23 protein-coding genes and 3 pseudogenes are annotated in these 26,959 nt (G+C 60.9%); 21 read left to right on the forward strand and 5 right to left on the reverse strand.

What is annotated here, in order from left to right:
* Positions 1 to 476: 476 nt before the first annotated feature.
* Together X738_RS88550 and X738_RS88555 are read left to right on the forward strand one after the other, a co-directional pair.
* Positions 477 to 980 (forward strand): S46 family peptidase, encoded by a 504-nt coding sequence (locus X738_RS88550; RefSeq protein WP_023803224.1) that lies wholly within the window; start codon positions 477 to 479, stop codon positions 978 to 980.
* A gap of 4 nt (positions 981 to 984) precedes the next feature.
* A pseudogene (locus X738_RS88555) lies at positions 985 to 1,226 on the forward strand (S46 family peptidase).
* 487 nt (positions 1,227 to 1,713) lie between these two features.
* Here the strand turns inward: X738_RS88555 and X738_RS85425 are convergent.
* Positions 1,714 to 1,911, reverse strand: coding sequence for a hypothetical protein (locus tag X738_RS85425; RefSeq protein ID WP_156942725.1), 198 nt, complete (start codon positions 1,909 to 1,911; stop codon positions 1,714 to 1,716).
* A gap of 944 nt (positions 1,912 to 2,855) precedes the next feature.
* Here X738_RS85425 and X738_RS0144135 point away from each other — a divergent pair.
* Complete coding sequence (locus X738_RS0144135; RefSeq protein ID WP_023803229.1) at positions 2,856 to 3,263, forward strand: nucleotidyl transferase AbiEii/AbiGii toxin family protein; 408 nt, start codon at positions 2,856 to 2,858, stop codon at positions 3,261 to 3,263.
* A gap of 619 nt (positions 3,264 to 3,882) precedes the next feature.
* Here X738_RS0144135 and X738_RS88855 read toward each other — a convergent pair.
* Positions 3,883 to 4,188, reverse strand: coding sequence for a LysR substrate-binding domain-containing protein (locus X738_RS88855; protein WP_306454997.1), 306 nt, complete (start codon positions 4,186 to 4,188; stop codon positions 3,883 to 3,885).
* An 866-nt stretch (positions 4,189 to 5,054) separates the two neighbouring features.
* Between X738_RS88855 and ligD the strand changes: the two genes are divergently transcribed.
* Positions 5,055 to 6,827 (forward strand): DNA ligase D, encoded by a 1,773-nt coding sequence (gene ligD / locus X738_RS76140; RefSeq protein WP_023803232.1) that lies wholly within the window; start codon positions 5,055 to 5,057, stop codon positions 6,825 to 6,827.
* Positions 6,828 to 6,906: 79 nt separating this feature from the next.
* On the opposite strand, the gene xth is transcribed toward ligD, so the two are convergent.
* Positions 6,907 to 7,704 (reverse strand): exodeoxyribonuclease III, encoded by a 798-nt coding sequence (gene xth / locus X738_RS76145; RefSeq protein WP_023803233.1) that lies wholly within the window; start codon positions 7,702 to 7,704, stop codon positions 6,907 to 6,909.
* Entirely contained in the window at positions 7,701 to 7,910 is a 210-nt protein-coding gene (locus X738_RS83695; RefSeq protein WP_023803234.1) for a hypothetical protein, read from the reverse strand. The genes xth and X738_RS83695 overlap by 4 nt, the downstream gene beginning before the upstream one ends.
* 207 nt (positions 7,911 to 8,117) lie before the next feature.
* Between X738_RS83695 and X738_RS76150 the strand changes: the two genes are divergently transcribed.
* The 15 genes and pseudogenes from X738_RS76150 to X738_RS89400 all read left to right on the forward strand — a co-directional run.
* Entirely contained in the window at positions 8,118 to 8,696 is a 579-nt protein-coding gene (locus tag X738_RS76150) for a hypothetical protein (RefSeq protein WP_156942727.1), read from the forward strand.
* A 402-nt stretch (positions 8,697 to 9,098) separates the two neighbouring features.
* Positions 9,099 to 9,629: a hypothetical protein gene (locus X738_RS76155; RefSeq protein ID WP_156942728.1), complete on the forward strand. Its 531-nt coding sequence runs from the start codon at positions 9,099 to 9,101 to the stop codon at positions 9,627 to 9,629.
* A gap of 709 nt (positions 9,630 to 10,338) precedes the next feature.
* Positions 10,339 to 12,366, forward strand: coding sequence for a conjugal transfer protein TraG (locus X738_RS76160; protein WP_023803237.1), 2,028 nt, complete (start codon positions 10,339 to 10,341; stop codon positions 12,364 to 12,366).
* A gap of 116 nt (positions 12,367 to 12,482) precedes the next feature.
* Positions 12,483 to 12,896 (forward strand): hypothetical protein, encoded by a 414-nt coding sequence (locus X738_RS76165; RefSeq protein WP_023803238.1) that lies wholly within the window; start codon positions 12,483 to 12,485, stop codon positions 12,894 to 12,896.
* Positions 12,893 to 13,861 (forward strand): P-type conjugative transfer ATPase TrbB, encoded by a 969-nt coding sequence (gene trbB, locus X738_RS76170; protein WP_023803239.1) that lies wholly within the window; start codon positions 12,893 to 12,895, stop codon positions 13,859 to 13,861. Before X738_RS76165 ends, trbB begins: the two co-directional genes overlap by 4 nt.
* Positions 13,862 to 13,873: 12 nt before the next feature.
* Complete coding sequence (locus X738_RS76175; protein WP_023803240.1) at positions 13,874 to 14,182, forward strand: TrbC/VirB2 family protein; 309 nt, start codon at positions 13,874 to 13,876, stop codon at positions 14,180 to 14,182.
* A complete protein-coding gene (locus X738_RS76180) occupies positions 14,182 to 14,454 on the forward strand; it encodes a VirB3 family type IV secretion system protein (protein WP_023803241.1) in 273 nt (90 codons plus the stop codon). Before X738_RS76175 ends, X738_RS76180 begins: the two co-directional genes overlap by 1 nt.
* Complete coding sequence (gene trbE / locus X738_RS76185; RefSeq protein ID WP_023803242.1) at positions 14,448 to 16,898, forward strand: conjugal transfer protein TrbE; 2,451 nt, start codon at positions 14,448 to 14,450, stop codon at positions 16,896 to 16,898. The genes X738_RS76180 and trbE overlap by 7 nt, the downstream gene beginning before the upstream one ends.
* The gene (gene trbJ, locus X738_RS76190; RefSeq protein ID WP_031256755.1) at positions 16,895 to 17,620 is read left to right on the forward strand and encodes a P-type conjugative transfer protein TrbJ; all 726 of its coding nucleotides are present in this window, start codon (positions 16,895 to 16,897) and stop codon (positions 17,618 to 17,620) included. The genes trbE and trbJ overlap by 4 nt, the downstream gene beginning before the upstream one ends.
* 36 nt (positions 17,621 to 17,656) lie before the next feature.
* Complete coding sequence (gene trbL, locus X738_RS76195) at positions 17,657 to 18,979, forward strand: P-type conjugative transfer protein TrbL (protein ID WP_023803244.1); 1,323 nt, start codon at positions 17,657 to 17,659, stop codon at positions 18,977 to 18,979.
* Positions 18,980 to 19,711 carry a conjugal transfer protein TrbF gene (trbF, locus tag X738_RS76200; protein ID WP_023803245.1) on the forward strand — a complete coding sequence of 244 codons (732 nt, stop codon included), beginning with the start codon at positions 18,980 to 18,982 and terminating at the stop codon, positions 19,709 to 19,711.
* Entirely contained in the window at positions 19,701 to 20,729 is a 1,029-nt protein-coding gene (trbG, locus tag X738_RS76205) for a P-type conjugative transfer protein TrbG (RefSeq protein WP_023803246.1), read from the forward strand. Before trbF ends, trbG begins: the two co-directional genes overlap by 11 nt.
* Positions 20,730 to 20,739: 10 nt before the next feature.
* Positions 20,740 to 21,956, forward strand: a pseudogene (locus X738_RS89830) (TrbI/VirB10 family protein).
* Between the two features lie 11 nt (positions 21,957 to 21,967).
* Entirely contained in the window at positions 21,968 to 22,240 is a 273-nt protein-coding gene (locus X738_RS76215) for a DUF2274 domain-containing protein (protein ID WP_023803247.1), read from the forward strand.
* Positions 22,241 to 23,113: 873 nt separating this feature from the next.
* Positions 23,114 to 23,215: pseudogene (locus X738_RS89400) on the forward strand (hypothetical protein); the annotation flags it as partial.
* Positions 23,216 to 23,248: 33 nt separating this feature from the next.
* On the opposite strand, the gene X738_RS87790 reads toward X738_RS89400, so the two are convergent.
* Positions 23,249 to 23,869: a hypothetical protein gene (locus tag X738_RS87790; protein ID WP_245277841.1), complete on the reverse strand. Its 621-nt coding sequence runs from the start codon at positions 23,867 to 23,869 to the stop codon at positions 23,249 to 23,251.
* Between X738_RS87790 and X738_RS87795 the strand changes: the two genes are divergently transcribed.
* Together X738_RS87795 and X738_RS76230 are read left to right on the forward strand one after the other, a co-directional pair.
* Positions 23,858 to 24,433 carry an AAA family ATPase gene (locus tag X738_RS87795; protein WP_245277839.1) on the forward strand — a complete coding sequence of 192 codons (576 nt, stop codon included), beginning with the start codon at positions 23,858 to 23,860 and terminating at the stop codon, positions 24,431 to 24,433. The two genes, X738_RS87790 and X738_RS87795, sit on opposite strands and share 12 nt — an antisense overlap.
* 93 nt (positions 24,434 to 24,526) lie before the next feature.
* Positions 24,527 to 26,956 (forward strand): S8 family peptidase, encoded by a 2,430-nt coding sequence (locus tag X738_RS76230; protein WP_198032925.1) that lies wholly within the window; start codon positions 24,527 to 24,529, stop codon positions 26,954 to 26,956.
* The last annotated feature ends 3 nt before the right edge of the window (positions 26,957 to 26,959 follow it).

The following is a 26,959-nucleotide window of genomic DNA, read 5'->3' on the forward strand; positions in this document are numbered from 1 at the left end:
GTGGTTAGCACTCACCAGAAGCGAGTGCTAACGCGGCAGTGAGATAGGCCGTAGGCTCCTGCTAGTCAAGACGGAAGAGGGACGGGCGAAGAGCAAAAGAGCGTGGAAGCACCGAGCCCTTTACGTGAACGACGTCGGAGATCGGACATAGATGGGGCGGCTCACCATTTGTAATTGGAGGCTTTATTCATTTGGCACGATTGGTGCAGCGGATGATCGGCAAACGTTGCGCGCGACCGATATAATGAGAGGTGAGCGCCATCAGGATTCCTGCGTTAACGGTCCACTCGGTCTTTACGGTGTGGCCGCCGCGCGGGCGCCAGGACTCCGGCCACCCGATAGTCACCGATCCCGTCTGCGGAGAACAGGAAGCAAGATGAAAGCGACAGTCAGCATGAACTCGAATTTGAAATGTTTGGCCAAAGCAACTGCCATCGCCTTGCTTGACGGTCACCGCTACGTCGGCGGACGAAGGTATGTGGATGCCGGGCCAGACTGCGGAAGTGGGCGCGGCCATGCGCGCGGATGGGCTCCAGATCGATCCCGCCCAGCTGGGTCGTCTGGACGCTGACCCGCTCAACGCGGTCGTATCACTAGGCGGATGCTCCGCTCCTTCGTCAGTCCACAAGGCTGGTCGCAACCAATCATCACTGCGTGTTCGAATCCATCCAATACCACAGCAAGGAGGGCTAGGACTATCTCACAGACGGTTTTCTGGTGGCTTTCTGGCGAAGAGCCTGGGTGAAGAATTGCCCGCGGCGCCCGGCAGCCGCATCTATGTGATCGAGGACATGCGGGATGTGACCGCCGAGATGCTCAAGAGCGTCTCGGACAAGCTGAACGGCTTTGCCCGCTATGAGCGGCTCGACACGAACCGCAAGGCCCTGATCGCCGCATGTGAGGGACAGCCCAATAGCCCTTGCGACGTAGTGCCTATTATGGCGGCGCCTCCTAGTATTCCTGCAGAAGCTCGAAGTTGAGGACGTGCGCCTCGTCTATGCGCCGGCGCTTGGCATCGGCAACTTCGGCGGCGAAACGGACAACTGGATGCGGCCGCGCCACACGGGCCACTTCGGCTTTATCGCGCCTATGTCGCTCCTGATGGTTCCTCCCGGCCATACGCGCGCGACAACGTGCCCTACCGGGCCAAGAACTGGCTGCGCATCGCCGCTGAAGGCGCCAGGATGGACATTCTGCTGAATTTTACCTGCGGCGCTGTTTCATGAACGCGCGCTTGGGCCCCTCATTTTCTATTGCCCGCCTCGGCTCATGCGGGGCGGGCTTCTTGGCGTCCTGGGAGGATTTGCTCGCGTGGTTCATAGTGGCGGCGCGACCGTCAGGTGAGCGCCTCACCTGTGGCTACATGGCGGCCGTGGAGATTGCCTCAGAAGCGGCGCCCAATCGGAAACCTTAGCACCTCCGCGTTTTGGCGTGGCTGCTTGAACTCTTCGACGGCAACCGCCTCAATCAACANAATCGGAAACCTTAGCACCTCCGCGTTTTGGCGTGGCTGCTTGAACTCTTCGACGGCAACCGCCTCAATCAACAAGTCCAAGGCTTCGCGTCCCCTTCGACTCATCGGGTCATCGCCACAAAGGTAGTCATACGCTCGATCTAAATGCACTCGGGCGGCGGAAAAATTGCTTGTCATAGGACCCTCTCTACCCGCCCGCATTGCCGTCTACGAGGTGAAGGTCGCGCAATCGTCAATATCTACAGACGAATTTGAATTAAATCGGAGATGATCGGGGGAGTAGCCAGGATGTCACCCACGGTGACTGAACCGGTCGACATCGACGCCGAGGTCTCGGCATTCCTCGCGCGGCTGGAGCCGAAGTCCCCTGACATGATGCCGCCTTCGAGCCCGCCGACGATCACTCGCTGGCGCTCCGGATCGTAAATGCCGAGCACCCCGTTCCGAGACAACCTCTGACCGGCGTCATTCGATGCAGACGCGCGGAACCGGCCCGATTTTGCGGCGTAGAGCCAGAAGCGGCCGCCAGGTCCCAGGCCGGTTGGCTCCAAATCGCGCTAGGTCGTGTGGATCAGGTTTGTCCACACCACTTAGCTATACTCGGGGGGCGATAATGCCATCGAAGAAGAAATGGCGCAGGTACTGGGTATCGATCCGTCGGAGCACCCAATCCCGCCCGCAGCGCGGTTCGCAGCCATCTCGACCGATTGGTGGACTCCTGACTGCGGGATTTAAGGAGCTTTTCCTCGCCTATAGCTAAATGGAAAGGCGCCGATCCCCCCGATTGAGCCAACCTCGGCCCAACCCACTGGACTCCAGAGCGAAAAGAGCGCGTGCGGCTCGAGCGACTTGCGAGGCAAAGGAAATGGCGCCTCGGCATGACTGACTCCGACTGCCTGAGCGCCGGCATCGCCTTTCAGTGCGCGCAAGGGGNCAAGGGGAGCGTTCCGGTGGCCAGTGCTGCCTTGCTGGAACGGAGCAGGTGGGCTGTTCTAGCAACACGGTTGAGCGCCCGGGGTGCCAACAATGAACAAATGCGCAGGAACGCTCGATCCGGCGCCTTCGGCAGGCCTGAGACCCTCGAGCACAATGGGCGTCGGCGCAATTTCCATGCCGGCCACCAACGGAGATATCTGCGATGACCAGCAACATGCGGCTAATGAAAGCGAGCGAGATTCCCGCCTTCGTCGACAAGGTGATCGAGGCTGGCTGCGATATCTGCGCGATCGGTCACTTAGACTAGGCTATTCACTGGACGATGTTGACGGGAAGGTACCCTGGCGCAAGGCTGATCTGCCGCGACCGTTTCAGGTCGTCCTAAAATATCGCAATCTGTTCGGCGGCGAACCCCTCGCCGTAAATATTGAGGTTAGCCTCGTCATTGAGCCGCAGCGAACGCTCGTCGAGATTGGCAGAGCTGCGTGGTGGCGGACAACGGATCTCGCGCCACTATTATGACATCCATCGGCTCATGGAGTCCGAAACCGGCCGCGGGGCGATCGCGAACAAGGAACTTGGCGCCGACTGCGTGGCTCGTGCTCGCATGTTTTTCAACCGCAAGGACTACGACCTTGCGTCAGCCGAACCGCCGACCTTCGCCCTGCTGCCACATGACGAAATGGTTGACACCCTCCGGCCAGACTATGTTGCCATGACCGCAATGATCTTTAGGCCTGTGCCGAATTTCGACTTGGTGCTCGAGAGCGTCCGACGGTTGGAAACCCTGTTAACGCGCCAGAAAGCTGACGTCCAGCCTCCCGCATGTTCGCCATCTGTGCTCGAAAAGTAGCATAAAAGTGCAGTGTGGAACCGCAGTCGGCTTGGTATTCTCAATTCAGCCAACTGAGCGTGAATTGGCGCCCGGCGTGTCCCCGCCCATCGAGATTCAAGGGCTTATTGTGCCGATAGGCGCCGAGACCCGACCCCGGTTCACGGTCGAGACGCTATTGTTCCCACCCTGAGCCCGAAGCCCTCGGACGTGCCTAGCAGGAAATCAAACTAGCGGGTGACGAGCCGCAAAAAAAAGCCCGCTGCGGGAGGAGGTGCAGCGGGCTCTCTATTTGGGCGAACTCGGGAGGAGGTGAGCCCGCTGTTTGTCAGCATCGCATCTGGGAGGAGTAGATGGCCGACAACAAAAAGTTACCGGCATCCGGTCGGCTTCGCAATGCACAATAACTTTATCGCACGTGCGAAAACGTCGCAGCCCTATCGGCCCCGCGCGGGCGTAGGCGCTCGACCGTCGGTGAAAGAAACGCAAGGCAAATCGAGCTGGCCACGTCTGAGATTGCGCTTTGGCCTCAGCGCTGGCCGCCCCGCCCCATTTTGATCCCGTGGTGGAACGGAGATGTCCGGAAGTAAGATGCTATGTTGGCGCCGATTGATTGGTTCACCTTGCCTGAAAGCGCAATCTATGCGCCCATCTTCATGACAACGAACTCGATCAGCTGCCGCAGCGCCGCCGATTGGTGGCGGCCCGAGGGATATCCAAGGTTCAGGCTTCCGCCCTTGCGTGCAAGTTCAGGCAGGACGTGGGCCAGCCGGCCGGCGCGGATGTGCGACGCCGTCATGGCGTCTGGCAACAGGGCGATCCCCAGTCCGAAAGTGCCGCGCTGAGCTCGGCATGCGGGCCTTTGACCGCCAGCCTGCCATTCGCGCGGATTTCGACCATTCCCTTGGGGCCGTCCAGGGCCCAGACCTCGTCGCCTCCGTCCGATGCGAACAGGACGAAGTCGTGACCTTCAAGATCAAAGACCGAGCCGATTGCCGACCGTTTGCCGAGATACAATCAGCATGATAATTTGCCCGTGACCGCGCTCTGAGAGTCTTATCCAGATCGTCGCGCTATAGGCAGCCTATCCTCTGTCCTAAATGAAAGCGCATTCTGCTCCTTATGGAGCCGCCTGTCGGGGCAAAATGCCTACCCCAGCCGAATGTTTTTGAAGCCGACGGACGGATACGCTGCAGCATCAGTTTCGCGTCGTAGTACCTGAATGACTAAGTCCGACATGGCGACGCCTGAGTGCGACAGGAAGGACCGCTCCGGTGAAGGTTTTCCAACGCGGGCCGATGTCGATCCTAGCCCGCACCCGCGCTGCAGCCCGCATCGAAAAACCTTCACCGGATGCTGCCTTGACTGAACGACCAAAGATCTTGGATCGGGTTCAGAAGCGCCCGTTTGACGAAGGTTGCTTCTGACCAACGACCGGAGATCGGGCCGGGCCCCGTCTCCATTATGGTGGCTTTTGCAGTCGGTGCGTTCTTTCTGTTCAGGACGTGGTGCTGCCTTTGACGTCTACCGGCGATTGAATCGACTATGTGGTAGCCTATCGTGCAAGATCAGTTCTCGACGGTCGCGCATTGGCTGGCCGCTGGGCACTGGTAGGCGTACTTGCTGCGGCGATCAGCATGAGATTCTCTCCCAGATCGCCGCGGTATACGTACTCCCGCCTTACTTTGTGCGCGGCTTGATCATTGGTGCTAAGCCCGACGGCTCTAATAAAAACTGCTCCAACATGTAATTTCGCTAAAATGCCCGGAACCTATTGCTGCACTGCGCCTTGAATCGCCGTTCGGAGGGTGCATGCGCAACGCCACAGATGGGCTTTCTTTCATTGAGTTTCAGTCGCCGACGCTGGTCGCAAACGCGCCCGAGGGCAGCGAATGGCTTCATGAGATCAAGTACGACGGCTACCGCACCGAGCTGATCATTGAGAGCGGCAAAGCCCGGGCCTTCACGCGCCGTGGCTATGACTGGTCGCATCGATACCGACGAATTGTTCAAGCAGCGGCGGGCTTGCCGGTGAAAGCGGCGATCATCGACGGGGAGGCTGTCGTTCTCGGCGACACCGGCCTGCCGGATTACCAAGCCTTAGAACGGGAGTTGGGCAACCCAAACTCGGCGAGGCTCATCTTCTACGCGTTCGACCTGCTACACCTCAACGGGCGCGATCTTCGACAGCACCCGCTGGTGAAGCGCAAGGCAGCGCTGGAGAAACTGCTGAAGAATACGGCGCCGACATTGACCTATGCCGAGCATCTGGAGGTGAGCGGCAGAGACGTATTTCAACATGCCTGCCGGATGGGCTTGGAGGGGATTGTCTCCAAGCGCATAGATGGCACCTACCGCTCGGGCATCCAGACCAGTTGGCTCAAGGTGAAGTGCATCAAGAGCGACACTTTCCCCATCGTGGCATTTGTCGAGAAGCTCGGTGCTCACCCGCGCCGGATTGCATCGCTCTACATCGGCCGCCGCGAGGGCGACCGACTGCTCTACGCCGGGAAGGCTCGCAGCGGCTACACCTTGAGCGCTGCGCAATTGGTGCGAGAGCGGCTCGACCCGCTGATCATCAGCAAGTCACCTCTGTCAGAGCCGATCGTAAAACCGAAGGCGACCTGGGTCAGGCCAGACCTGGTGGCTGAAGTTCAATTCAGTGGCGTTACTGATCGCGGCGTGTTGCGCGAGGCAGTGTTCAAGGGCTTGCGCGAAGACCTGGTGGCAGTTCCACCGAAGCCTCCAGCCCCCTCGAAGCGAAGCGGGACAGGCCGGGCGCATGGTGTTCCCGGTGAGAACATTCTGCAATTGCTGCCCGACGCGGTCTCGCCCTCCAAGGACAAGCTTGCGCTCTATTGGGAGAGGGTTGCCGATCACGCACTTGTCCACCTCGGCCGCCGACCGCTGAAGTTGGTCCGCCATGCTTTCGGGGCGACCTTCTACCACAAGGGCGCGCTGCCGAACATTCCAGCCGCGGTGCAACAGTTGCTTGTTCAGAAACGCGAGGGCGGCGAAGGTGTTCGCGTATGGGTGGACGACCTTGCCGGCTTGCTGGGGCTAGTCGAGATGGATGCGGTGGAGCTGCACCCCTGGAACGCCACCGTTGATGACATCGAACATGCCGACCGCATTGTTCTAGATCTCGACCCCGGCGAGGGGGTCGAGTGGGATGAAGTCATCGAGACCGCGCTAACGCTCCGCGACATCATGGAATCGGACGGTCTGGAGAGCTGGCCGAAGGTGACCGGGGGCAAGGGCATTCACTTGACGGCCCCAGTTGAGACGAAGATCACACACGACAAGGCCCGCCTCTTGGCCAAGTCGGTCGCCAAGCGGCTCGCTGAAGCTCATCCTGATCGTTATCTGCTGTCCGCCGCGCCGGCAGCCCGAAAGGGCCGCATCTTCATCGATTACCTCCGCAATGGGCGCGGCAACACTGCGGTCGGCGCCTTCTCCCCACGAGCGCGACCTGGCTTCCCAATCGCTCATCCCGTGACCTGGGGCCAGGTGGAGGCAGCCATCCGTCCAGATGCCTTCACCATCGACCGTCCGTTCAGGGCGGCCGTCAGAAAAGCAGCGTGAGCGTCAAGTGCCACAAAGTGTCCCGCAGGGAATTTTGCGCATTTGGCGAAGAAGGCTGGCGATCCCGCCGAACGATGGATCATGTCAACGACTTGCCGGAGAGGTCGAGCTCTATCCAGGCTGGCGCATGATCACTCGGCTTTTCCCAACCTCGCAAGTCGGCGTCCACGCCGGCATCACGTAACCTGTTGGAAAGTGATGGGCTCACGAGGAGATGGTCCATCCGGAGGCCGGAACTCCGATCATAACCGCCCCGGTAGGAGAAGTTCCAATACGTGTAGATGCCTTTCTCCGGATGGATGCGGCGGACGGCATCGATCCAGCCATTACCAAGCATTTCGGCATAGGCCTGCCGGCTCTCCGGAAAGTAGACTGCGTCGCCTAGCCAACGCCTCGGCACCACTGCATCGATGGGCGTTGGCACGACATTGTAGTCGCCGCAGAGAACGCTTGCGATACCTGCCCTGAGCAGTAGCTGGCCGTAGCTGATCAGACGGTCGAACCAGCGGAGCTTATAGTCGAATTTCGGGCCGGGCGCTGGATTGCCGTTGGGCAAGTACAGGCAGCCGATTACGATCCCATCCACCTCTGCCTCGATATAGCGGCTGTGAGTATCGTCAGGATCATCCGGGAGGCCGCGTCGACGCTCCAGGGGCTCCTTTCCCCGGGCGAGTACAGCTACACCGTTGTAGGACTTTTGCCCGTGCCAGATTGCACCGTAACCGGCGTTCCTGATGGCTTCGGCGGGAAATTTCTCATCCGAGGTCTTCAATTCCTGAAGGCATACGATGTCATAGTCGGTCTGACCCAGCCACTTGATGAGCACGGGCAGGCGACCGTTCACGCCGTTCAAGTTGAAGGTTGCGATGCGGGTCATCCGAAGTTCTCAACAACCTCTGGCGATTTGAGCATGGAAGCCTCAGATGTTGATTCTTGGATCTGCCGGGCAAAAGGGGGAGTTGTCAGTCGTCTTTGTAGGATTTTGGCGGCCTCGCCAATCTTTCGCCAGTCGTTACCGTACTGACGCACCAATTCCCGCGCCTGAGCTGGCGACAGATCCTGGGTCTCGACGACATTTTTCACCTCTGCGTCCTCCCCTTTTATAGGGCGCGAACGAGCCGTTTTCGGCCGACGGCGGCAGCCGCTCTCGCATCTGATTTAGACATCGTTCATCCTCTCGGCTCTCTTTAACCGACGGGCCCGGAGAAAGTTTCACTTCGCCGGTCTCGAGCATTGGGGTCCACTTCAGGCCCCTTATTCCGCGAAGCCTGTCAGGCTGGTGAACCTTTAGTGCCGGCGCCGCGTTCCGCAGCGAACTCGATTGATCTCGTACGTGAGGGGAACATTTTCTGCACTCAAAAGTTGATCAGTATCGCTACCGCGGGAGGCGAGAATGTTCCTGCTCGCGAAGATACGATCAAGTTCAGCATCCTAGTGGGACTGTCGGCAATCTTCGTCGACGCGGCCATTGCTCACGGCTTGTTATGGGAGAATGACCCTTACTGGACCTACTGGGTCACCAAAACCTTCCTGATCACAACGGTTTTTCTGTTCGGCACCGCCTTTCTCGGCATTGGTATCATTCCAGGCCTGATCCTGACCGCGGTCCACACGCTCATTCTAGAAATCTATTATCAATGGCTGGCGCCAGTCGGACTGCCGCAGGAACCTGAATGGCTCGATTTCAACCATCTATGGGTGACCGGCGTCCCAGTGCATTTCCTGGCGATCTTCGGCGGTTATCTGATGGCGCTATGGCTGTGGCGGCGCAATCATCCTGTGCTCCAGGCCGAACGCGGTGAGACATGGCGATTTGCCATGTACGGCCTCGTGACCGCCATCATCATCGTGGCGATGGACGTATCCTGACGCAACTCGTCCTGTTGCGCGATTTCCCGGGCATCACCTTCTTCATCCAGCATCTTTTGATTACCTTCGTTTTTGGCTCCGTCTGGACCGCGTACGCCGGAGCCGGACCAACGGGTTGGTCCGTCGGCGCGCTCATGCTGGCGCTCGTCTGGACCACCTACAACATGTATCTCGGCCCACGCGGCCTGCCGTTCGCCGCGCCATATTACTCCGGCTATCGCGACCTGTGGTGGCTGTCGTTTCCCGGCGGCTTCGTTTCGGCTCTCCTCGGCTGGTGGGTCGGCGGCTGGCTGATTAAGAACCGCGGGATTGGTGGGCATTGCGGGGCTCGGCATCGCCGCAATCATACTGGGCGCACCCGCCGATCCTGCCTAGGCTCAATCGAGGGGCACGGACGGCTTGGTGGCCTCGGCGCGCGCCTCTGGCGAAGGTATACGCGTGACGGGCGCCGATCCGGTCGACATGAACAGCACCGTGCCGATGAACGGCACCATCTCAGTCCAAACGGTGGAGATGGGAAACCGCTGGTCGCATGTGCAGAACACCGATGCGATGCAGGTCACGGCGGAGTTTACCGCAGGCGACGCCCGTTATGCCGTCAAGATCGAAAAGCCGATGCCGCGACATCCTCTCGGCATCTATACGACATGGTCAGGCGCAGTCTATGAGCACGAGATGCATGGCGTCACGGGTATCGGTACCAACAGGCTGCCGAAGATGCGACCGGACATCGCTCTTTGGGGTTGGGCGGAGGTGATCCGGAACGGCGACGTCATCGCGCGGGCCGCACCGGCCCATGTCATGGTGCTCACCGAAGGTCCAATGCAGGGGATTATGCTGGAGGTGGACACGGAGGACAAAGGCTTGGCCGCCGAGCCGGACGGCTACATTCACGTCATGTGGCCAAGGTTGAGGCGCTCCAGATGCCCGTAGGCCCGGAGCGGACGCGCCAGATCATCGGCTGGATTGGCATCATTGCGTTCGTGGCATTGTTCGGCGCTCTCGCCATTTTTGAGCGCAATGGGAGTTCGCGCGGACAAAGTGCAACCCCATAGCCGGTCGATCCCTGAGCACGATCCCTAATTATCTTGCCAACCGAGCAGAACGTGTTCGCAGATCAGCTCTTGCGACGAGGCTCGGTGGTATCTTGATAATTGCCCATGGGCGGCAAGCTAGATCACAGCGACGGCATACCGTGCGAATCAAGGTGTTGATCGACGCCGTCATCGGTCACACGCCAACGATATCGGCGCAAAGCCGCCGATTCCGTGCGGTCAAAATCGGATGAAGATTGCAGTGTGGAACCGCCATCCGAATCGCCGGCCAGCAGCTTTCAAACACCCTTCGCCTCGCTACTCGCACAAACGCGTCGGCTCCAATGATAGGCGCGGCATATCTTCCGGCCTTGTCTGAGGTTTGTCTGTCAGCACATCTTCAATGTGCCCGCGCAGAAGCCAACATTTCTGCGACCAACCGCGTACCTGGCACCGCCGATAGGTTGCTGCGGGGGATTTTCGCTGTTGGCAGCTGAACAATGCCTATCAACCTTGCCATCGCACCTACGTCGCACGTAGAGGCCGTTCGAATTCTCATCGTTCGGCGCGATGTTTGGTCCGTCTGCCCAGAACAGCGGAGCAAGCCATTGACACCCACGAAGTTGCTGATTGGGCAGATCGCTGTCGTATTCGCAATTGTCATTCTTGGGGTTTGGACTGCAACCCAATGGTGCGCCCACATGCTCTCCTATCAGCCGCCACTCGGCGCGCCATGGTTTGTGACAGTCGGCTGGCCGATCTACCAGCCGTGGAAACTGTTCGAATGGTGGTTCCAATTTGACGCCTATGCGCCTGAGATTTTTGACAAGGCCGGCATGCTTGCCGGAGCCAGCGGGTTCCTGGGCTGTGCTGCCGCGATAGCTGGCTCCCTCTGGCGCGCACGGCAGCGGGGGTTGGTCACCACCTATGGGTCCTCACGATGGGCCGCGACTCGGGAGATCGATAACGCGGGCCTTTTTCAACCGGCCGGGGTTTTCCTTGGCGAACTGAAGGATCGCTATCTGCGCCATGACGGACCGGAACACGTCATGGCCTTTGCGCCGACACGTTCGGGCAAGGGCGTCGGACTGGTTGTTCCGACGCTTCTTTCCTGGACCGGCTCGGCCGTCATTCACGACATCAAAGGCGAGAACTGGCAGCTGACCTCCGGCTGGCGATCAAAGTTCTCGTACTCCCTTTTGTTCAATCCTACCGATCCGAGATCGGCGCACTACAACCCGCTGCTGGAAGTGCGCAAAGGTTCAGATGAGGTCCGGGACGTTCAGAACATCGCAGACATTCTCGTCGATCCGGAAGGCGCGCTGGAGCGGCGGAACCATTGGGAGAAGACCAGTCATTCACTCCTAGTTGGCGCCATCTTGCACGTGCTCTACGCCGAAGAGGAAAAGACGCTCGCCCGCGTTGCCACCTTCCTGTCGGACCCGCAACGCTCATTTGCCGCGACACTGCAGCGGATGATGACCACAAACCACCTCGGCACGGCGGACAAGCCTCAAGTCCATCCCGTCGTGGCCTCGGCGGCTCGCGAGGTGCTGAACAAGTCAGAGAACGAGCGCTCAGGCGTTCTCTCGACCGCCATGTCGTTTCTCGGGCTCTATCGTGACCCAACCGTGGCCGCGGCAACATCGGCCTGCGACTGGCGCATTGCCGACCTTATGGATGCCGAGCGACCGATGTCGCTCTATCTGGTCGTGCCGCCGTCGGACATCTCGCGCACCAAGCCTCTGGTGCGACTGGTGCTCAACCAGATCGGCCGACGGCTGACAGAGCGCCTTGAGGGCGATCCAAAGAAGGGCCGCAAGCATCAGCTGCTCATGATGCTCGACGAATTCCCGGCGCTCGGTCGGCTCGACTTCTTCGAGACTGCACTCGCCTTCATGGCAGGCTACGGCATCCGCGCCTATCTGATAGCGCAATCGTTGAACCAAATCTCCAAGGCCTATGGCGAGAACAACGCCATTCTCGACAATTGCCATGTGCGGATTGCCTTTTCCTCAAACGACGAGCGCACGGCCAAACGCATCTCGGACGCGCTCGGTACCGCGACGGAACTCAGATCGATGCGCAACTATGCCGGCCATCGGTTGGCGCCCTGGTTGTCCCACGTCATGGTAAGCCGCCAAGAGACCGCTCGCCCCCTGCTCACGCCGGGTGAGGTGATGCAGTTGCCGCAGGCTGACGAACTAATCCTGGTTTCGGGATTGCCGCCAATTCGCGCCAAGAAGTTGCGTTATTACCAGGATCGGAATTTCACCGAGCGAGTGCTGCCTTCGCCGGTGCTGCGCGACGGTGCCTACGCGGATCGGCCCACGTCGCGCCGGGACGATTGGAGCGGACAGGTGCGCGGCGTGGATCGGCGTCTTGCTGGCGATGACGACAGTGCCGGCGCCGCAATCGAAGACGGAGGTGTCCAGCAGCAGCGCCATCCGGGCCTCCCCGAAGAACAGACCATCGTCGCCCAGGAGCCTGATCAGGGCGATCTGTTCACGCCCGCAGACGATGACTGCGAGGCGCCCGCCGACAAGCGCGTCATGGATCGGGTTTCCATCGCGGCGCGCGCCTATGGCATCAATGAAGGAATGGGCGAAGACAAGGACATCGTGCCCGGCTTCTGAGCTCCGCTGCACAGGCGCATTTCAGCGTAGATAACGGCCGTAAGCAATTTCGGGGATCTCGACGATGCTTGTTCCCGCCGCCGGCGCAGCAGCGCCGGCCAGTTGGAACGAGCCGCATGAAGCCGCACCGCATTCGTCATCAGTTTCTGCTTGAACCCGAATTGAGCGAGAAGCTGGAGAAGCTCAGCTGCAATCCCTCGACCACCAAATCAGCGGTCGTGGCGAAGGCGGTTGAGGCCTTTATCGAGCGGCGTGGCGAGAATGAGCTCGACCAGCGCTATGGCAAGAGGCTCGACCGTCTTTCCCGCGACCTCGGTCACGTCAGGCGCGATGTCGAGATGATCCTGGAGAGCCTGGCGCTCTTCATCCGCTTTTCCATCACCCTTCATGCGCACACGCCGGTACCGGACAAGGCGACGCAAGCGATTGCCCAGGAGCGCTTCGACAAATTCGTCGAGCAGGTCGGTCGCCAGATCGCTTCCGGGAAACGGTCGCTTGGTGGCGACAATGGCGGGGGAGGGGAACAATGAGTTCTCATCCGGAAGCCGACCATCGCCGCCGTGCCATGCTGCGCACTGCCATGGGGCCGGCGATCACCGAAGCCCTTGCCGAACCATCCGTCATCGAGGTGATGGTCAATCCCGATGGTGCGCTGCGGCTCGACCGGCTGGGCGAGGGCCGGGTCAATACCGGCGTGCATATGCACCCCTCCGAGGCGGAACGCATCATTCGCCTGGTCGCCTCCCATGTGCGGGTCGAGGCGCATGCGGACAATCCGATTGTCAGTGCCGAACTGCCGTCGGGCGAGCGCTTCGAGGGTCTGCTGCCGCCGGTCGTGCTGGCGCCATGCTTCGCCATCCGTAAGCCAGCGGCAAAGCTCTACACGCTGGCCGACTATGTCGCGGACCGGATCATGCTGCCGCTGCAGGCCGATGCGCTGAAGAAGGCGGTCCGCGAGCGGCGCAACATCCTGGTCGCCGGCGGTACGTCGTCCGGCAAGACAACGCTTGCCAACGCGCTGCTGGCAGAAGTCGCCGAATGCGACGAGCGGGTGATCCTGATCGAGGACACGCGCGAGCTGCAATGCGCGGCGAAGGACTGCGTCGCCTTGAGGACGAGGCGGGGTTCGGTCACGCTCGCCGATCTCGTGCGCTCAACCCTGCGGCTCAGACCCGACCGCATCATCGTCGGCGAAGTCCGGGGCGCGGAAGCACTCGACATGCTGAAGGCATGGAATACCGGGCACCCCGGCGGCATCGCCACGGTCCACGCCAATTCGGCCCGCTCCGCCCTCTACCGTATCGAGCAGCTCGCACAGGAAGCCGTCGTCACCGTTCCCCGCCGCCTCATCGCCGATGCGATAGATCTGATCGTCTTCATCGCCGGCCGCGGACCCTCACGCCGCATTGAGGCGATCGCCGAGGTCGCCGGCCTCGACGGCAGCGGCGATTACGCCGTCAACCAACTCACGCTCCCACAACTTCATCAAATTTGAAAGGTCACTTCCATGCGCAAGAAGCTTCGCTTTCTTTCGTCAGCCGCGTTCGTGTTTCTTCTCACAGCCCAGGCTTACGCGGCTGGCTCCGGGATGCCTTGGGAACAGCCGCTGCAGCAGATCCTGGAGTCGGTGCAGGGACCGGTCGCCAAGATCATCGCGGTGATCATCATTATCACCACCGGCCTGACGCTTGCCTTCGGTGACACGGCAGGCGGCTTCCGCAGGCTGATCCAGATCGTCTTCGGCCTGTCGATCGCCTTCGCGGCATCAAGCTTCTTTCTCTCCTTCTTCTCCTTCGGTGGCGGGGCTCTCGTCTGATGGCTACCGGAGAGCAGCATATCGAGGGGGTCGAGGTCCCCGTTCACCGGGCGTTGACCGAGCCCATCCTGCTGGGCGGTGCGCCACGCTCAGTAGCAATCCTCAATGGCACGGTGGCCGCAGCCATCGGCCTTGGCTTGCAGCAGTGGATCGGCGGTCTGGTGCTCTGGATCGCAGGCCAGACGCTCGCGGTCTTTGCCGCAAGGCGCGATCCAGACTTCGCCAAAGTGCTTGTCCGGCATCTTCGTCAGAGGGGCTGGTTTGCATGTTGAAGCTTTCTGAATACCGCAGCAAAGCCGAAAGGCTTGCCGACCATCTGCCCTGGGCAGCACTGGTGGCGCCCGGAATCGTTCTCAACAAGGACGGCAGTTTTCAGCGGACCTTCCGGTTCCGCGGGCCCGATCTCGAAAGCGCGACGGAAGCCGAACTTGTCGGCGTCTGCGCGCGAGCAAACAATGCGCTGAGGAGGCTCGGCTCCGGCTGGGCATTGTTCTTCGAGGCCGAGCGCATCGAAGCGCTGGGCTACCCGAACTCGCGTTTTCCCGACGCAGCGTCATGGCTGGTCGACGAAGAACGGCGCGCGGCCTTCGAGGGCAAAGTCGCCCACTTCGAGAGCTGTTATCATCTGACCCTGCTGTTCATGCCGCCGCCGGATGGCCAGGCGCGGGCGGAAAGCGCGCTTGTCGATGCGCATCGTTCCGACGGCGAAAGAGATTGGCGCCAGGAGCTGGGGCGGTTCCGTGACGAGACCGACCGTGTCCTGGACCTCCTGTCGGGCTTCATGCCCGAAGTGCGCGTGCTCGATGATGCCGAAACGCTGAGGTATCTGCACGGCACCATCTCGACCCGTCGCCATTCGGTCGCGGTGCCGGAAACGCCGATGTATCTCGATGGCGTTCTGGTCGATGCGCCGCTTACCGGCGGCCTGGAGCCGATGCTGGGCGAGCAGCATCTGCGCACCCTCACCATCCTTGGTTTCCCGAACGTCACCCGGCCAGGGATCCTCGACGCACTCAACCATCAGGATTTCGCCTATCGCTGGGTTACGCGCTTTGTTCCACTCGACAAGACGGAAGCCACAAAGACGCTGGCGCGGTTGCGCCGGCAGTGGTTTGCCAAGCGCAAATCGATCGCCGCCATCCTGCGCGAGGTCGTGACCAACGAACCCGTCCCTCTCGTCGATAGTGACGCCGACAACAAGGCGCTCGATGCGGATGCCGCCCTTCAGGCATTGGGCGGCGATCACGTCGGCTTCGGTTATCTCACCACAACGGTGACGGTATGGGACAAGGACCGGCAGGCCGCCGCGGAAAAGCTCCGAGCGGTCGAGCGCATAGTCAACGGGCTCGGCTTCACCACAATCCGAGAAAGCACGAATGCGGTCGAGGCTTGGCTCGGCTCGTTGCCCGGTCATGTCTACGCTAACGTTCGCCAGCCGCTCATTCACACGCTGAACCTTGCCCATGTCATGCCGCTGTCGTCGGCGTGGGCCGGTCCGGTGGATAACGAGCATCTCGCCAACGTGACTGGGACCGAATCCCCGCCGCTTCTCTTCGCAGAGACCAGCGGGTCGACACCGTTTCGGCTTTCCACCCACGTCGGCGATGTCGGCCACATGCTGGTCGTTGGGCCGACCGGTGCCGGCAAGTCGGTTGTGCTTGCGCTGATCGCTCTGCAGTTTCGACGCTATGCCGGGGCGCAGGTCTATGTCTTCGACAAGGGCAATTCGGCTCGTGCGGCAACACTGGCGATGGGCGGAGAACACCACGCGCTGGGCGCGGATGGTGCGCTTGCCTTCCAGCCGCTGCGCAATACCAGCGACCACGCTAGCCGCAGTTGGGCGGCCGAATGGATCGCCGGCCTCATCGCCCATGAGAATGTCACCGTCACGCCGGAGGTGAAGGAGGCGATCTGGTCGGCCCTGACCAGCCTTGCCACCGCGCCGGCGCAGGAACGCACGCTCACTGGATTGTCGGTCCTGCTTCAGTCCAATGCGCTGAAATCCGCGTTGATGCCATACACGCTCGATGGCCCGTTCGGACGTCTGCTCGACGCCGATGACGATCGGCTGGCCTTGTCGGATGTGCAGTGCTTCGAGACCGAAGAGCTGATGCACAGCCAAGGCGCTGTGCTGCCGGTGCTTACCTATCTGTTCCATCGTCTCGAGGAGCGGTTCGACGGACGGCCGACGCTGCTGATGCTCGACGAGGCGTGGGTCTATCTCGACAACCCTCTCTTTGCCGCCCGCATCCGTGAATGGCTGAAGGTGCTGCGAAAGAAGAACGTGTCGGTTATCTTCGCCACGCAGTCGCTTGCCGACATCGCTGGCTCTTCCATCGCGCCGGCGATCATCGAGAGCTGCCCACAGCGCATTTTTCTCCCCAATGACCGTGCCGTGGAACCGCAGGCGCGGGTGGCTTACGAGCGATTTGGTCTCAACGAGCGGCAGATAGAACTGGTCGCCCGTGCCACACCGAAGCGCCAGTATTATCTGCAGTCGCGCCGCGGCAACCGCCTCTTCGGGCTCGGGCTCGGCCCGATCGCTCTTGCGCTCTGCGGCGCCTCCGACCCGGCCACGCAGACCCTGGTCGACAAGGTGCTGTCAGAGCACGGAGAGGAGGGCTTTGCCGCCCGGTTTCTGACTGCGCGCGGCCTAGATTGGGCTGCCGAGCTTCTCCAGCAATTCCCTCAACCAGACAAGGAGCAATCGTCATGATGCGGCGCCGACTTCTCACCGGCCTGATCACCGTTTCCCTGATCGCAAAACCGATGGCCGACTACGTCCAGCCAGCCCACGCCCTGATCGTGTTCGATCCGTCGAATTATGCGCAGAACGTGCTGACAGCGGCACGTTCCCTGGAGCAGATAAACAACCAGATCCAGTCGCTTCAGAACCAGGCGACCATGCTGCAGAACATGGCGCGCAACCTTCAGCGTCTGGACTTTTCTTCCGTGGGCCAGCTCACAGGTTCGCTCCAACGGATCGACGGCCTGATGACCCAGGCCAGCGGCCTGAGCTTCGATCTCGACAAGCTCCAGAACCAGTGGCGTGAGCAATATCCGGAAAGCTACGATGCCACGATCAAGGTGAGCGATGTGGCGAGCGCCGCGCGCGAGCGCTGGCAAAACGCCATGCAGGCGTTCCGCCAAACCATGGGTATCCAGTCGCAGATCGTCGAGAACGTGCGGGCCGACGGCGACCTGCTCACCGATCTCGTCAACCGCAGTCAGGGCGCCGCAGGTGCCCTTGAGGCAAGCCAGGCCACCAATCAGCTGATCGCGCTTTCGACCAAGCAGCAGATGCAGATCCAGACGCTGCTCGCGACCCAGTTCCGGGCCGAGGCGGAAGACGCAGCGCGCAAGGCGCAGTCGGAGGAAGCCGCCCGCGAGACGACGAAACGTTTCCTGGGCACCGGTACGGCCTACCCAGGCAACTGATCAGCAATTCTTCAAGACAACGAGGAAGGCGGCGACATGAATGACCTCGGCGTCATCGATCGCTTTATGCAGACCTTCATCCGCTATATCGACAGCGGGTTCGGTCTGCTTTCGGGCGACGTCGCCTTTCTCACCACCATCCTGATCGGCATCGACATCACGCTGGCAGGCCTGGTCTGGGCGTTCGGCGGCGAACCCAATATTCTCGGTCGGCTCGTCCGAAAGGTGCTCTATGTCGGCGCCTTCGCGTTCATTCTGAACAATTTCAGAAGCCTTGCCGACATCATCTACCGCTCCTTTGCCGGCCTCGGCATCAACGCTTCGTCCGGCAATTTGTCCGCCGACAGTCTCCTGCGGCCAGGACGCATTGCCGCGGCCGGCTTCGAGGGCGCCTGGCCGCTGCTCAATCAAGCGAGCCAGCTAGTCGGATTCCCCGAGATCTTTGGCAACGCGCTGACCATCTTCGTGCTGCTTCTCGCCTGGTTCCTGGTCCTCATCGCCTTCTTCATCCTTTCCATCCAGCTTTTTATCACCATCCTGGAGTTCAAACTCACCACATTGGCCGGCTTTGTTCTGGTGCCCTTCGCGCTCTGGAACCGCTCGGCGTTTCTGGCCGAGCGCGTGCTCGGCAATGTGATCTCGTCGGGCATTAAGGTGATGGTGCTTGCCGTCATCGTCGGCATCGGCTCCACGCTATTCGGCGAGTTCGCTTCCGCGCTGCAAGGCAAGGAGCCGGACTTGGCCGCGGCCATGTCACAGGTACTGGGCGCGTTGGCGCTGCTTGGGCTCGGCATTTTCGGGCCGGGAATTGCCTCGGGTCTTGTCTCGGGCGCGCCGCAGCTTGGCGCGGGAGCCGCACTCGGAACCACCGCGGCGGCCGCCGGATCAACGCTCGTTGCCGGAGGTGCGGCGCTTGCCGGCGCGCGCATGGCAACCGGCAGCGGTCTCGCCGCCGTTCGAGCCGGCACGGCCATGGGATCGGCTGCTTCCACAGCTTGGCAGATGGGGCGTGCAACATCGCCCGAGTCCGGCCTCTCCGGCGTAGCTGCTGGACTGCAGGGCGTTGCCGGCGCAGCTAGCGGCGCCGCGATGCGGGGAATGCGATCTGCAACAGAACCATACCGGCGCAGCGCCGATGCCGGCCGCGATGCCGCCTGGACCGCGACGGGCGGCACGCCGACCGCATCAATGACCGGAAACCCTGCCGCGTCAGGTGCCAATGCCGCGCCGGCCTGGGCAAGGCGTTTGCGTTCCGAACAGACCGCGCGCGCCCATCGCCACGCCGCCACGCAGGCCGTGCGTGATGGCGATCGGGGTGGAAGCGGCGCCAACCCCTCTCTCAGCGACAAGGACGACTAGATGCTTTTCAAGCGACCCATCCAACGTTACGGCAAGACGCCCGAGCCGGTCACGCCGTATCAGAAGGCCGGCCAGCTCTGGGACGAGCGCATCGGCTCATCTCGAGTGCAGGCCAGGAACTGGCGGTTGATGGCTCTTGGCTGCCTTGCTTTGGCGACCGGGCTCTCCGGCGGGCTCGTTTGGCAGTCGATGCAAAGCCGTGTCGTGCCTTACGTCGTCGAGGTCGACCGCTTCGGCGAGGCGCGCGCCGTCGCCCCGGCAATCCGGGACTACGAGCCCACCGATGCCCAGATCGCCTGGCATCTCGGCCGCTTCATCCAGAATGTCCGCTCCGTCTCAACTGATCCGGTGCTGGTGCGGCAGAGTTGGCTATCGGCCTACGACTTTGCCACCGACCGTGCAGCCCTCTTTCTCAACGAGTACGCTCAGGCCAATGACCCGTTCGGCAAGATCGGCACGCGCAGCGTCTCGGTGCAGGTGACGAGCGTGGTTCGAGCGTCCGACAGCTCCTTTCAAGTCAAATGGACCGAGCAGGTCTTTGAGCGCGGCAGCCTCGCCAGCACAACGCGTTGGACGGGGATCCTCACCTTTGTGATCCGGCCGCCGAACAATACCGATCAGCTGCGCAAAAACCCGCTCGGCGTCTTCATCAACGCCATCGACTGGTCGCGCGAGCTCGACAGTGCCGCGCAAACTTCCGTTCCCCCAAAGGAGCCCGCCAATGATAAATAGACTCTCGTCGCTCCGCACGGCGCTGATCCTGTCGGCGTCGGCTGCGGTCATTTCCGCCTGTGCCTCGAAGCCGGTGCCGCCACCTCAGATTTCCTATGACGCTGCCAAGTTCCAACCGGCGGCCATCGAGAAGGCGCCGGAGAAGCCCGTCAAAGTCGTGGAAGTGCCGAAACCGCTGCCGCTGCCCGGCCAGTTGCAGCCCGAGCCGGGCAAGGCTGCTGAAGACAGGCGCTCGCCTGAAGAACGTGTCGCCGATGCCAACAAGGCGGCGACGCAGCAACCCACCAAATATGGCTATATGAATGCGGTGCAGGTTTACCCCTTTGCCGAAGGCGCGCTCTACCAGCTCTATGCCGCACCGGAGCGCGTCAGCGATATCGCTCTGCAGTCAGGCGAGAAACTCCAATCCGTGTCGGCCGGCGATACAGTGCGCTGGGTAATTGGCGACACCGTCAGTGGCTCCGGCGATGACCAGCGCACCCATGTGCTGGTGAAGCCCTTCGCGCCAGGACTTGCCACCAATCTGGTGATCACGACGGACCGGAGAAGCTATCACCTGCAGCTTCAAAGCACGGAGAAGACCGCCATGGCGGCCATCTCCTGGACCTACAGCGAGGACCAGATCATCGCGCTACGCGGGCGGAATGCGCAGGCCGAGGCCGCTATGCCGGTGGCGTCGAATGTGGCTCTCGAAAATATTCGCTTCCGCTATTCGATTACCGGCGACATGCCACCCTGGAGGCCGACGCGCGCGTTCGATGATGGCAGCAAGGTCTTCATCGAGTTCCCGCGCCGCATCGATCAGGGCGAGGCCCCGCCGCTCTTCATCGTCGGTGCTGACGGGGACAACCAGCTCGTCAACTACCGCATACGGGGCAACTATTACATCGTCGATCGCCTCTTCGCCGCGGCCGAACTGCGCCTCGGGGCCAAGCAGCAGCAGGTGGTGCGCATCACGAGGACCGACGGCAGGCAAGCGCCGCGGCGGATATTGCTCTTTTCGCGTTCCAGCAGGTGAGGGACGGCCCATGACGGATACTTCCCGCTCCGATGCTCCACCCAAACTCGATCCAGAACAGCTGCAGCTGCGGGCCTCGCCTCGCCGCGCTGTGCGCTTCAAGCGCGGCATTATTGTCGCCATTGCTGCTGTTGGTTCCGGCACCGTTCTAGGCGTCACCATGATGGCGCTGCAGGGACCGGCGCTGCGCATCAAAGAGCAGGCTGAAGAGCTTTACAACACTGAGCGGAAGCCAACCGCGGAGGCAATTGAAAGGCTGCCTAAGGACTATTCCGGGATCAAGCCCAAGCCTCCGGTGCTTGGACCACCGCTGCCCGGCGACCTTGGCCGCCCCATCCTTGAGCACCAACGCCAGCTGGGCATCGCGCCGGGCCAGGAGGTTTCGGCGGAGGAGCAGCGCCTTGCACAGCAGGCGATCGAGGCGCGCGAATCGCAAGTCTTCTTCCGGATCGAAAATCGACCCCGGCAAGCGGATGCCGCCGGCAACGGGCAGGGCGGGCGTCCACCCTTTGAGGCAACGGCTCCACAATCCGGTGCCGCACGCGATTCAGCTTCCGTAGCACCGGCCGAGGGCGACCAAAACAATCAACAGCGCAAGCTCGATTTTGTCAGCCAGCGGAACACAAGTGGAATCTACATCTGCATGCACTGCAGACGCCGGCTTCGCCGTATCAGCTGATGGCTGGCAGCGTCATCGCAGCGAGCCTGATCACTGGCATCAATTCCGACTTGCCCGGCCTTGTCGTCGCACAGGTCACCGAGAATGTGCACGACACAGTCACCGGCAGCACCTTGCTCATTCCGCAAGGCTCTCGCCTGATTGGCACCTATGACAGCGTAGTCGCCTTTGGACAAAGGCGCGCGCTGCTGGTCTGGCAACGGATACTGCTGCCCGACGGCTCTTCGATCGAAATCGACAATCTGCCGGCGACGGACACCGCCGGCTATGCCGGGCTTGAGGACAAGGTGGATTTCCACACCTGGCAGCTGATCAAAGGCGTTGCGCTGGCCACGTTGGTAGGGGTCGGCACCGAGCTGAGCCTCGGGGAAGACGAAAGCGACCTGGTCAAAGCAATCCGCGAATCCGCTCAGCAGAACGTCAGTCGAGCTGGCCAGCGCATCACCGAGAAGAACCTCAATATCCAACCCACCATCACTGTCCGGCCCGGTTGGCCACTGCGCGTCATCGTGCACAAGGATCTTGTGCTGCGGCCGTACCCGAAATGACTGGAGTCATCATGACCAATCTGAAACTCGGCAAACTTCCGGATCGGACACCTTCGAAGATCACTATAAGCGTAAGTGCAGACCTGAACCAAGCACTGAAGGACTATGCGGCGCTTTATCGTCAGACCTATGGCGAGTCCGAAACGGTAGCGGAACTCATCCCGTTCATGCTGGCGGAGTTCCTGGAGAGCGATCGAGCGTTTGCCAAGGCCAGAAAGGAAGGGCTCCCTGTCGTCGACAAGTCAGAGAAATCGCGGCGGCAGCCAATTTCAGGGTCCGAATAAGTGACAGCGACCAGTGAGTCCGAGGGGGCACCTTTCTAGGCGGGCAAATGCATTGAAGCAATTTGCCGGCGGCAAGCCGAAACACAGGGCACAATAGACGAGCTGATCTGCCCCGAACCAATGCCGGCTCTGCGCCTCATGTCGGCCGTAGCGACAGACCACATCGCTTCCTGAAAGCCGACATTTCCTACGTCTGTCGGAGTTTTAACGGAGGGCGATAGCACTTCGCAGCTTTTGCGCTTGCTGAGGTTTTCGCTGTCTCCTGGCATGTTCGACGTCGACGGGGATTTGACGAACTCGTCCCCAGCTGAGTTGGATCCGGAACGACTGTTCCGTGATCTCATGCCGAGGTGCGGCCCAGTTTTCGAACCATGCGCCCGCGCCGATCTTCCTCGGGAATTTCTGGTCCTGGGCGTTCGCGTTGTGAAGCACGAAGGCGAAGCTCTCCCTGTTGAAATCTCTCTTCGAGAACCAGTATCCAGGTACCCGTCCGAAGGCAGATGCCATCTCCGGCAGCGTTTGCTATGCTGAGGGCCAAGGCTAGCTACCGTGTGCCGCTGGCCGTCGGTCGAGATCGATCTTGATGAATTCGCCCGTGCCTATCCCCGCCCCGACTTCACGGTCGCAACGGTCAGGAGGGTGAGTTCGAACGAACTCCGGGGCTTCAATCAAGGCAGGACACTACGTTGCACTTGAGGCACCCGAGCAGCTTGCAAACGCTATCACGAGCTTCATCAACGATACCGTGCTTTTAAGTTGTTCAACGCGTCGGGCATGCTCGTCTGCTCCTGACAGCTAGCGCGTAATCGGCCGCGTTCCCGTTGGCTGCGCGCCGCCGCTTGACCGAAACCATTGAAAGCGTATTAATGGGACATGGTGGGTCGTCCCAAAAATAGCATTGATCATGCGCTGGCCGCCGCGGTGGCGACTGCCAGTCGTGAACGCAGCCTATCGGTCAGAGACGTAAGCGCAGCAGCGGGCGTTCCCAAATCAACGCTTCATCGACTTCTATCTGAAGGCACCGTATCGCAGCCATCCCGCGAAGCAGTGGCCCGTTGGCTGAAGACCGTGGACACGTCCCCGTCGGCGATTGTAATCAAAGCTAAAAAGGACCGGGAAATAGAAATTATGGGACAGATGTTGCCGATGTCCCAAAAGCTTAACGATCTGCTCAAGCAGCTCGATGTATTGATGCGCGAAGCCAAAACGCAGAAGGGGTAACGCATGACGACTTCTCGACAGGTATTGGGAATGGTTCAGAGCCATATCGCCGGCGATGGCGTTCGTTTTCTGTCGATCGCGGAGCAGATCGCGCAAGAGGCCGAAAAGGCCGGGCGAGGCAAATTCGCAGAGTCCCTGCATAAGTTCGTGACTGCCGCGCGTAGCGAAAAGACCTCGCGCACGATCCAATTGGCGAAGCCCCGGGGCGACCTCGCCGAACTCCTCGATGTCACATATCCGGACATCCTGCTTCCGGACGTCGTTCTGCGCCGGGATTTGCGTGATGGTATCGACCGCATCGTCGACGAGCACAAGCGACTTGTCGAGCTCGAAACTTACGGCCTGAAGCCGCGCCGCAAACTTCTTTTCGTCGGCCCGCCCGGCACAGGAAAGTCGATGACCGCTCATGGGATCGCTTCCGAGCTTGGACTTCCCCTCTTCACCGTTCAACTCGATGGCGTCATCACCAAGTTCATGGGCGCCTCCGCGTCCAAGCTGCGATTAATCTTCGAATCCATGACTGGCGTTCGGGGCGTCTATTTCTTCGACGAAATCGATGCGATCGCGGCAAGTCGGGCGCACGAGAACGATATCGGGGAGGCCCGGCGTCTGCTGAATTCGTTCCTGCAACTCGTGGACCGCGACCAGTCGCACAGCATCATCATCGCGGCGACCAACCACAGTTCCCTTCTGGATCGCGCCGTCTTCCGGCGGTTCGACAGCGCTTTTCGATACGAGCTGCCCACGGGTGACGAAGCGCGCCAGGTCATTCGAAACAACATCCTGGCGTTCGATGCGGGTTCGGTCGATTGGGAATCCATCGAGAAGCATGCCAGTGCTCTGTCACAGGCAGATCTCGCGGCGGCCGCTGTGGATGCAGCGCGAAAAGCCGTGCTCGAAAATGACGGAAAGCTGACGACCGAAGAATTGTTGTGGGCACTCGAGGGAAGGATGCAAATCCACTCGAACTAAGGGTGGTATCAGGTGTATTCTTGAGGCAGAGAATCACTTTAAAGATTTGAATAGATGCCGCTTCAACCTCATCTTCATCTACGAAACCTTACCTTGGACGCGACTCCGTTTCGACCTCATCGCAGCGGACGGACAAAGAAAGATCCGGCGACCATTCCGGATCGGGCAGGCCATGCCCGTGCCCTGAAAGCGAATTTCGCAAAGATAGCTGACCGTCTGGCGGAGCATACTCCCGCGCAGGAGGAAGCGGGAATTCCCAAGAACAAGCAAGGGGTGGTAATCACCGCCACGGGCTTCGGAGCCCAGAAGCTCTGGGTCGGCGAAATGAAGGCCTCCAGCCCGGGCGTCAGCCTGCTGTCCGTTACGTCGGCGTACGATGACGCGCCTGCCTCAGCGAAACTGTTCGTGACCAGGAACAGCCTGGAGACGATCTCGAACCAGATCGACAAGTACTCAGCCTTCGAAACGCGCCATTCGAACGTCAGCTCGAAGAAGAAACCCACACGCTTTCAGCTGTTCGAAAGCACGTCGGAATTCAAGCCCGCTTTGCTGGAAGACGTCTGGACCGGACCTATCGACGACATGCCCAAGAGGAAGTCCGAGTCCGTCGAAACTTGGATCCGTTCCGACAGGGCGACTTACTTTTATCGGGTGGCCGAACGGCTGGGGATTTCCACCATCGGGAATCCTACAAAGTTCACGGACAGCATCGTCGTTGACATGACCCTGAACGCGGTCCAGATGCAGGCACTGCTGGACTCCACGGGAGCTGTCATCGAGTTCCGTCCCTCGTCCCATTTCGTGCACGATTACCGACGCGGGGACGGGGACGCACGCAAGGCGATTTCGAATGCGGTCGCTCAACGGATCGTTCCCGCCCCTGCCGGCGCACCTCGTACCGTGATCCTAGACTCGGGCGTATATGCAGCCAACCCGTTGCTGCGGGCCTCGATATCTCCGGCCAACCTCAAAACCGTGGATGCGGATTGGGGAACGGACGACAAGAGCGGCCACGGCACCGCGATGGCGGGTGTGGCATTGTTCCCGAACCTCGAGGCGGCGGCTACCTCTCGCGCGCCGATCGTCCTGACGACCGCGTTGGAGTCCGTCAAGGTTTTCCGACCGTTGTCTTCCACGAACCTGATCGTTCCGCGCGACGCGATCCAGGAGGCGGTCAAACTGGTGGAGCGTGATTCCGGAGTGGAGCGTGTCTTCTCGCTATCGGCGACGATTCCTGGCGAGGACGAGAGCGGACGGCAGAGCGCCACTTCGGCTGCCGTCGACAAGCTGGCATGGAACGACGGGGTTCGGTCGAGGCTTTTCTGCGTGGCGGCCGGCAATGTTCCCTTGAGCCGGGAGACGCCTTATCAGGTAGCTCATTACGACGGGCGCAACGCGGATTTCCCGGTTCAATCTCCTGGGCAGGCAGTCAATGCGTTGTCGGTAGGCGCCTATACGGACAAGGACATCAGCGTCGGCACGCCGGTTGCGCCGAAGGGCGACCTTTGCCCGGTCTCGCGCACCAGCCAGAAGTGGGACAACAAGTACCGCACCTCCAACAAGCCGGACGTGGTTTTCGAAGGTGGCAACCACATCTTCGATCCCGGCAAGAAGACGTCGCGTGGTTCCGCCGATACACGCGTTTTGACGACGGGGCGGGCAGCCGGGGAGGAGTTGGATCTCACAGGCGAAACCAGTGCAGCGACAGCCGGGGTCGCCGGTCTCGCGACCCGTCTACTTTCCCGATATCCTCAGATGCGCTCGGAAAGCGTCCGAGGCCTGATCGTGAACGGCGCATCCTGGACACCAGCGATGCAACGGCAGGCAGAGGGCGGCTCCGAGGAACGAAAGCGGGTACTCGACACGTTCGGCTGGGGAGTTCCGGACGAGCGGCTCATTCAGGAAAGCGACAGCAACTCGCTTACTCTCGTCATTGAAGACGAGATCACCCCGTTCGAAACGCGAGACGGTCGATGCGGCCTCAAGGAAATGAAGTATTTCGACCTTCCGTGGCCAAAACGTGAACTCGAACGGATCGGCAATGCCGAAGTCAGGCTTGCCTGCACCCTATCGTATTTCATCGAACCCGACCCTTTGGCGGACAAACGCGCTAGGAAGGATCGGTACGCGTCGCACAGGTTGCGGTTCCGATTCAACCAGCCCGACGACACTGCCACAACTGCTCAAAGTCGATTGAATCAACTCGTCGAACTGGATGACGACGAAATTGAGGTCCCGAACCTCGATGACGGTCGTTGGTTCATGGATTGGCGCCGCAGCGACATAGGTACCGTTCATAACAACATATGGACGGGGCCTGCGCACGAGCTGGCGGTCCGCGGCGGCGTATGTGTCTATCCAGTCAAAGGCTGGTGGGCTGATCGCAGTTCGCCCGAGTGTCGACGTTCCACACCGTTCAGCCTAGTCATCTCGCTACGCACGGCGCACGCCGACGTCGACCTTTACACTGAGGCGATGGCCAACGTGCCGGCCCACGCGATCATCGTTTCGACAAACGTATGAGCG

Origin of the sequence: Mesorhizobium sp. L48C026A00 (assembly GCF_000502375.1) — a bacterium.
Classification (GTDB): Bacteria; Pseudomonadota; Alphaproteobacteria; order Rhizobiales; family Rhizobiaceae; genus Mesorhizobium; species Mesorhizobium muleiense.

What these genes read in the sequence shown, in the direction of transcription:
- X738_RS88550 (WP_023803224.1), top strand. Translation starts at nt 477, where the DNA reads ATGTGGATGCCGGGCCAGACTGCGGAAGTGGGCGCGGCCATGCGCGCG.
- ligD (WP_023803232.1), top strand. Translation starts at nt 5,055, where the DNA reads ATGCGCAACGCCACAGATGGGCTTTCTTTCATTGAGTTTCAGTCGCCG.
- xth (WP_023803233.1), bottom strand. Translation starts at nt 7,704, where the DNA reads ATGACCCGCATCGCAACCTTCAACTTGAACGGCGTGAACGGTCGCCTG.
- X738_RS76165 (WP_023803238.1), top strand. Translation starts at nt 12,483, where the DNA reads ATGAAGCCGCACCGCATTCGTCATCAGTTTCTGCTTGAACCCGAATTG.
- trbB (WP_023803239.1), top strand. Translation starts at nt 12,893, where the DNA reads ATGAGTTCTCATCCGGAAGCCGACCATCGCCGCCGTGCCATGCTGCGC.
- X738_RS76175 (WP_023803240.1), top strand. Translation starts at nt 13,874, where the DNA reads ATGCGCAAGAAGCTTCGCTTTCTTTCGTCAGCCGCGTTCGTGTTTCTT.
- X738_RS76180 (WP_023803241.1), top strand. Translation starts at nt 14,182, where the DNA reads ATGGCTACCGGAGAGCAGCATATCGAGGGGGTCGAGGTCCCCGTTCAC.
- trbE (WP_023803242.1), top strand. Translation starts at nt 14,448, where the DNA reads ATGTTGAAGCTTTCTGAATACCGCAGCAAAGCCGAAAGGCTTGCCGAC.
- trbJ (WP_031256755.1), top strand. Translation starts at nt 16,895, where the DNA reads ATGATGCGGCGCCGACTTCTCACCGGCCTGATCACCGTTTCCCTGATC.
- trbL (WP_023803244.1), top strand. Translation starts at nt 17,657, where the DNA reads ATGAATGACCTCGGCGTCATCGATCGCTTTATGCAGACCTTCATCCGC.
- trbF (WP_023803245.1), top strand. Translation starts at nt 18,980, where the DNA reads ATGCTTTTCAAGCGACCCATCCAACGTTACGGCAAGACGCCCGAGCCG.
- trbG (WP_023803246.1), top strand. Translation starts at nt 19,701, where the DNA reads ATGATAAATAGACTCTCGTCGCTCCGCACGGCGCTGATCCTGTCGGCG.
- X738_RS76215 (WP_023803247.1), top strand. Translation starts at nt 21,968, where the DNA reads ATGACCAATCTGAAACTCGGCAAACTTCCGGATCGGACACCTTCGAAG.
- X738_RS87795 (WP_245277839.1), top strand. Translation starts at nt 23,858, where the DNA reads ATGACCGCTCATGGGATCGCTTCCGAGCTTGGACTTCCCCTCTTCACC.
- X738_RS87790 (WP_245277841.1), bottom strand. Translation starts at nt 23,869, where the DNA reads ATGAGCGGTCATCGACTTTCCTGTGCCGGGCGGGCCGACGAAAAGAAG.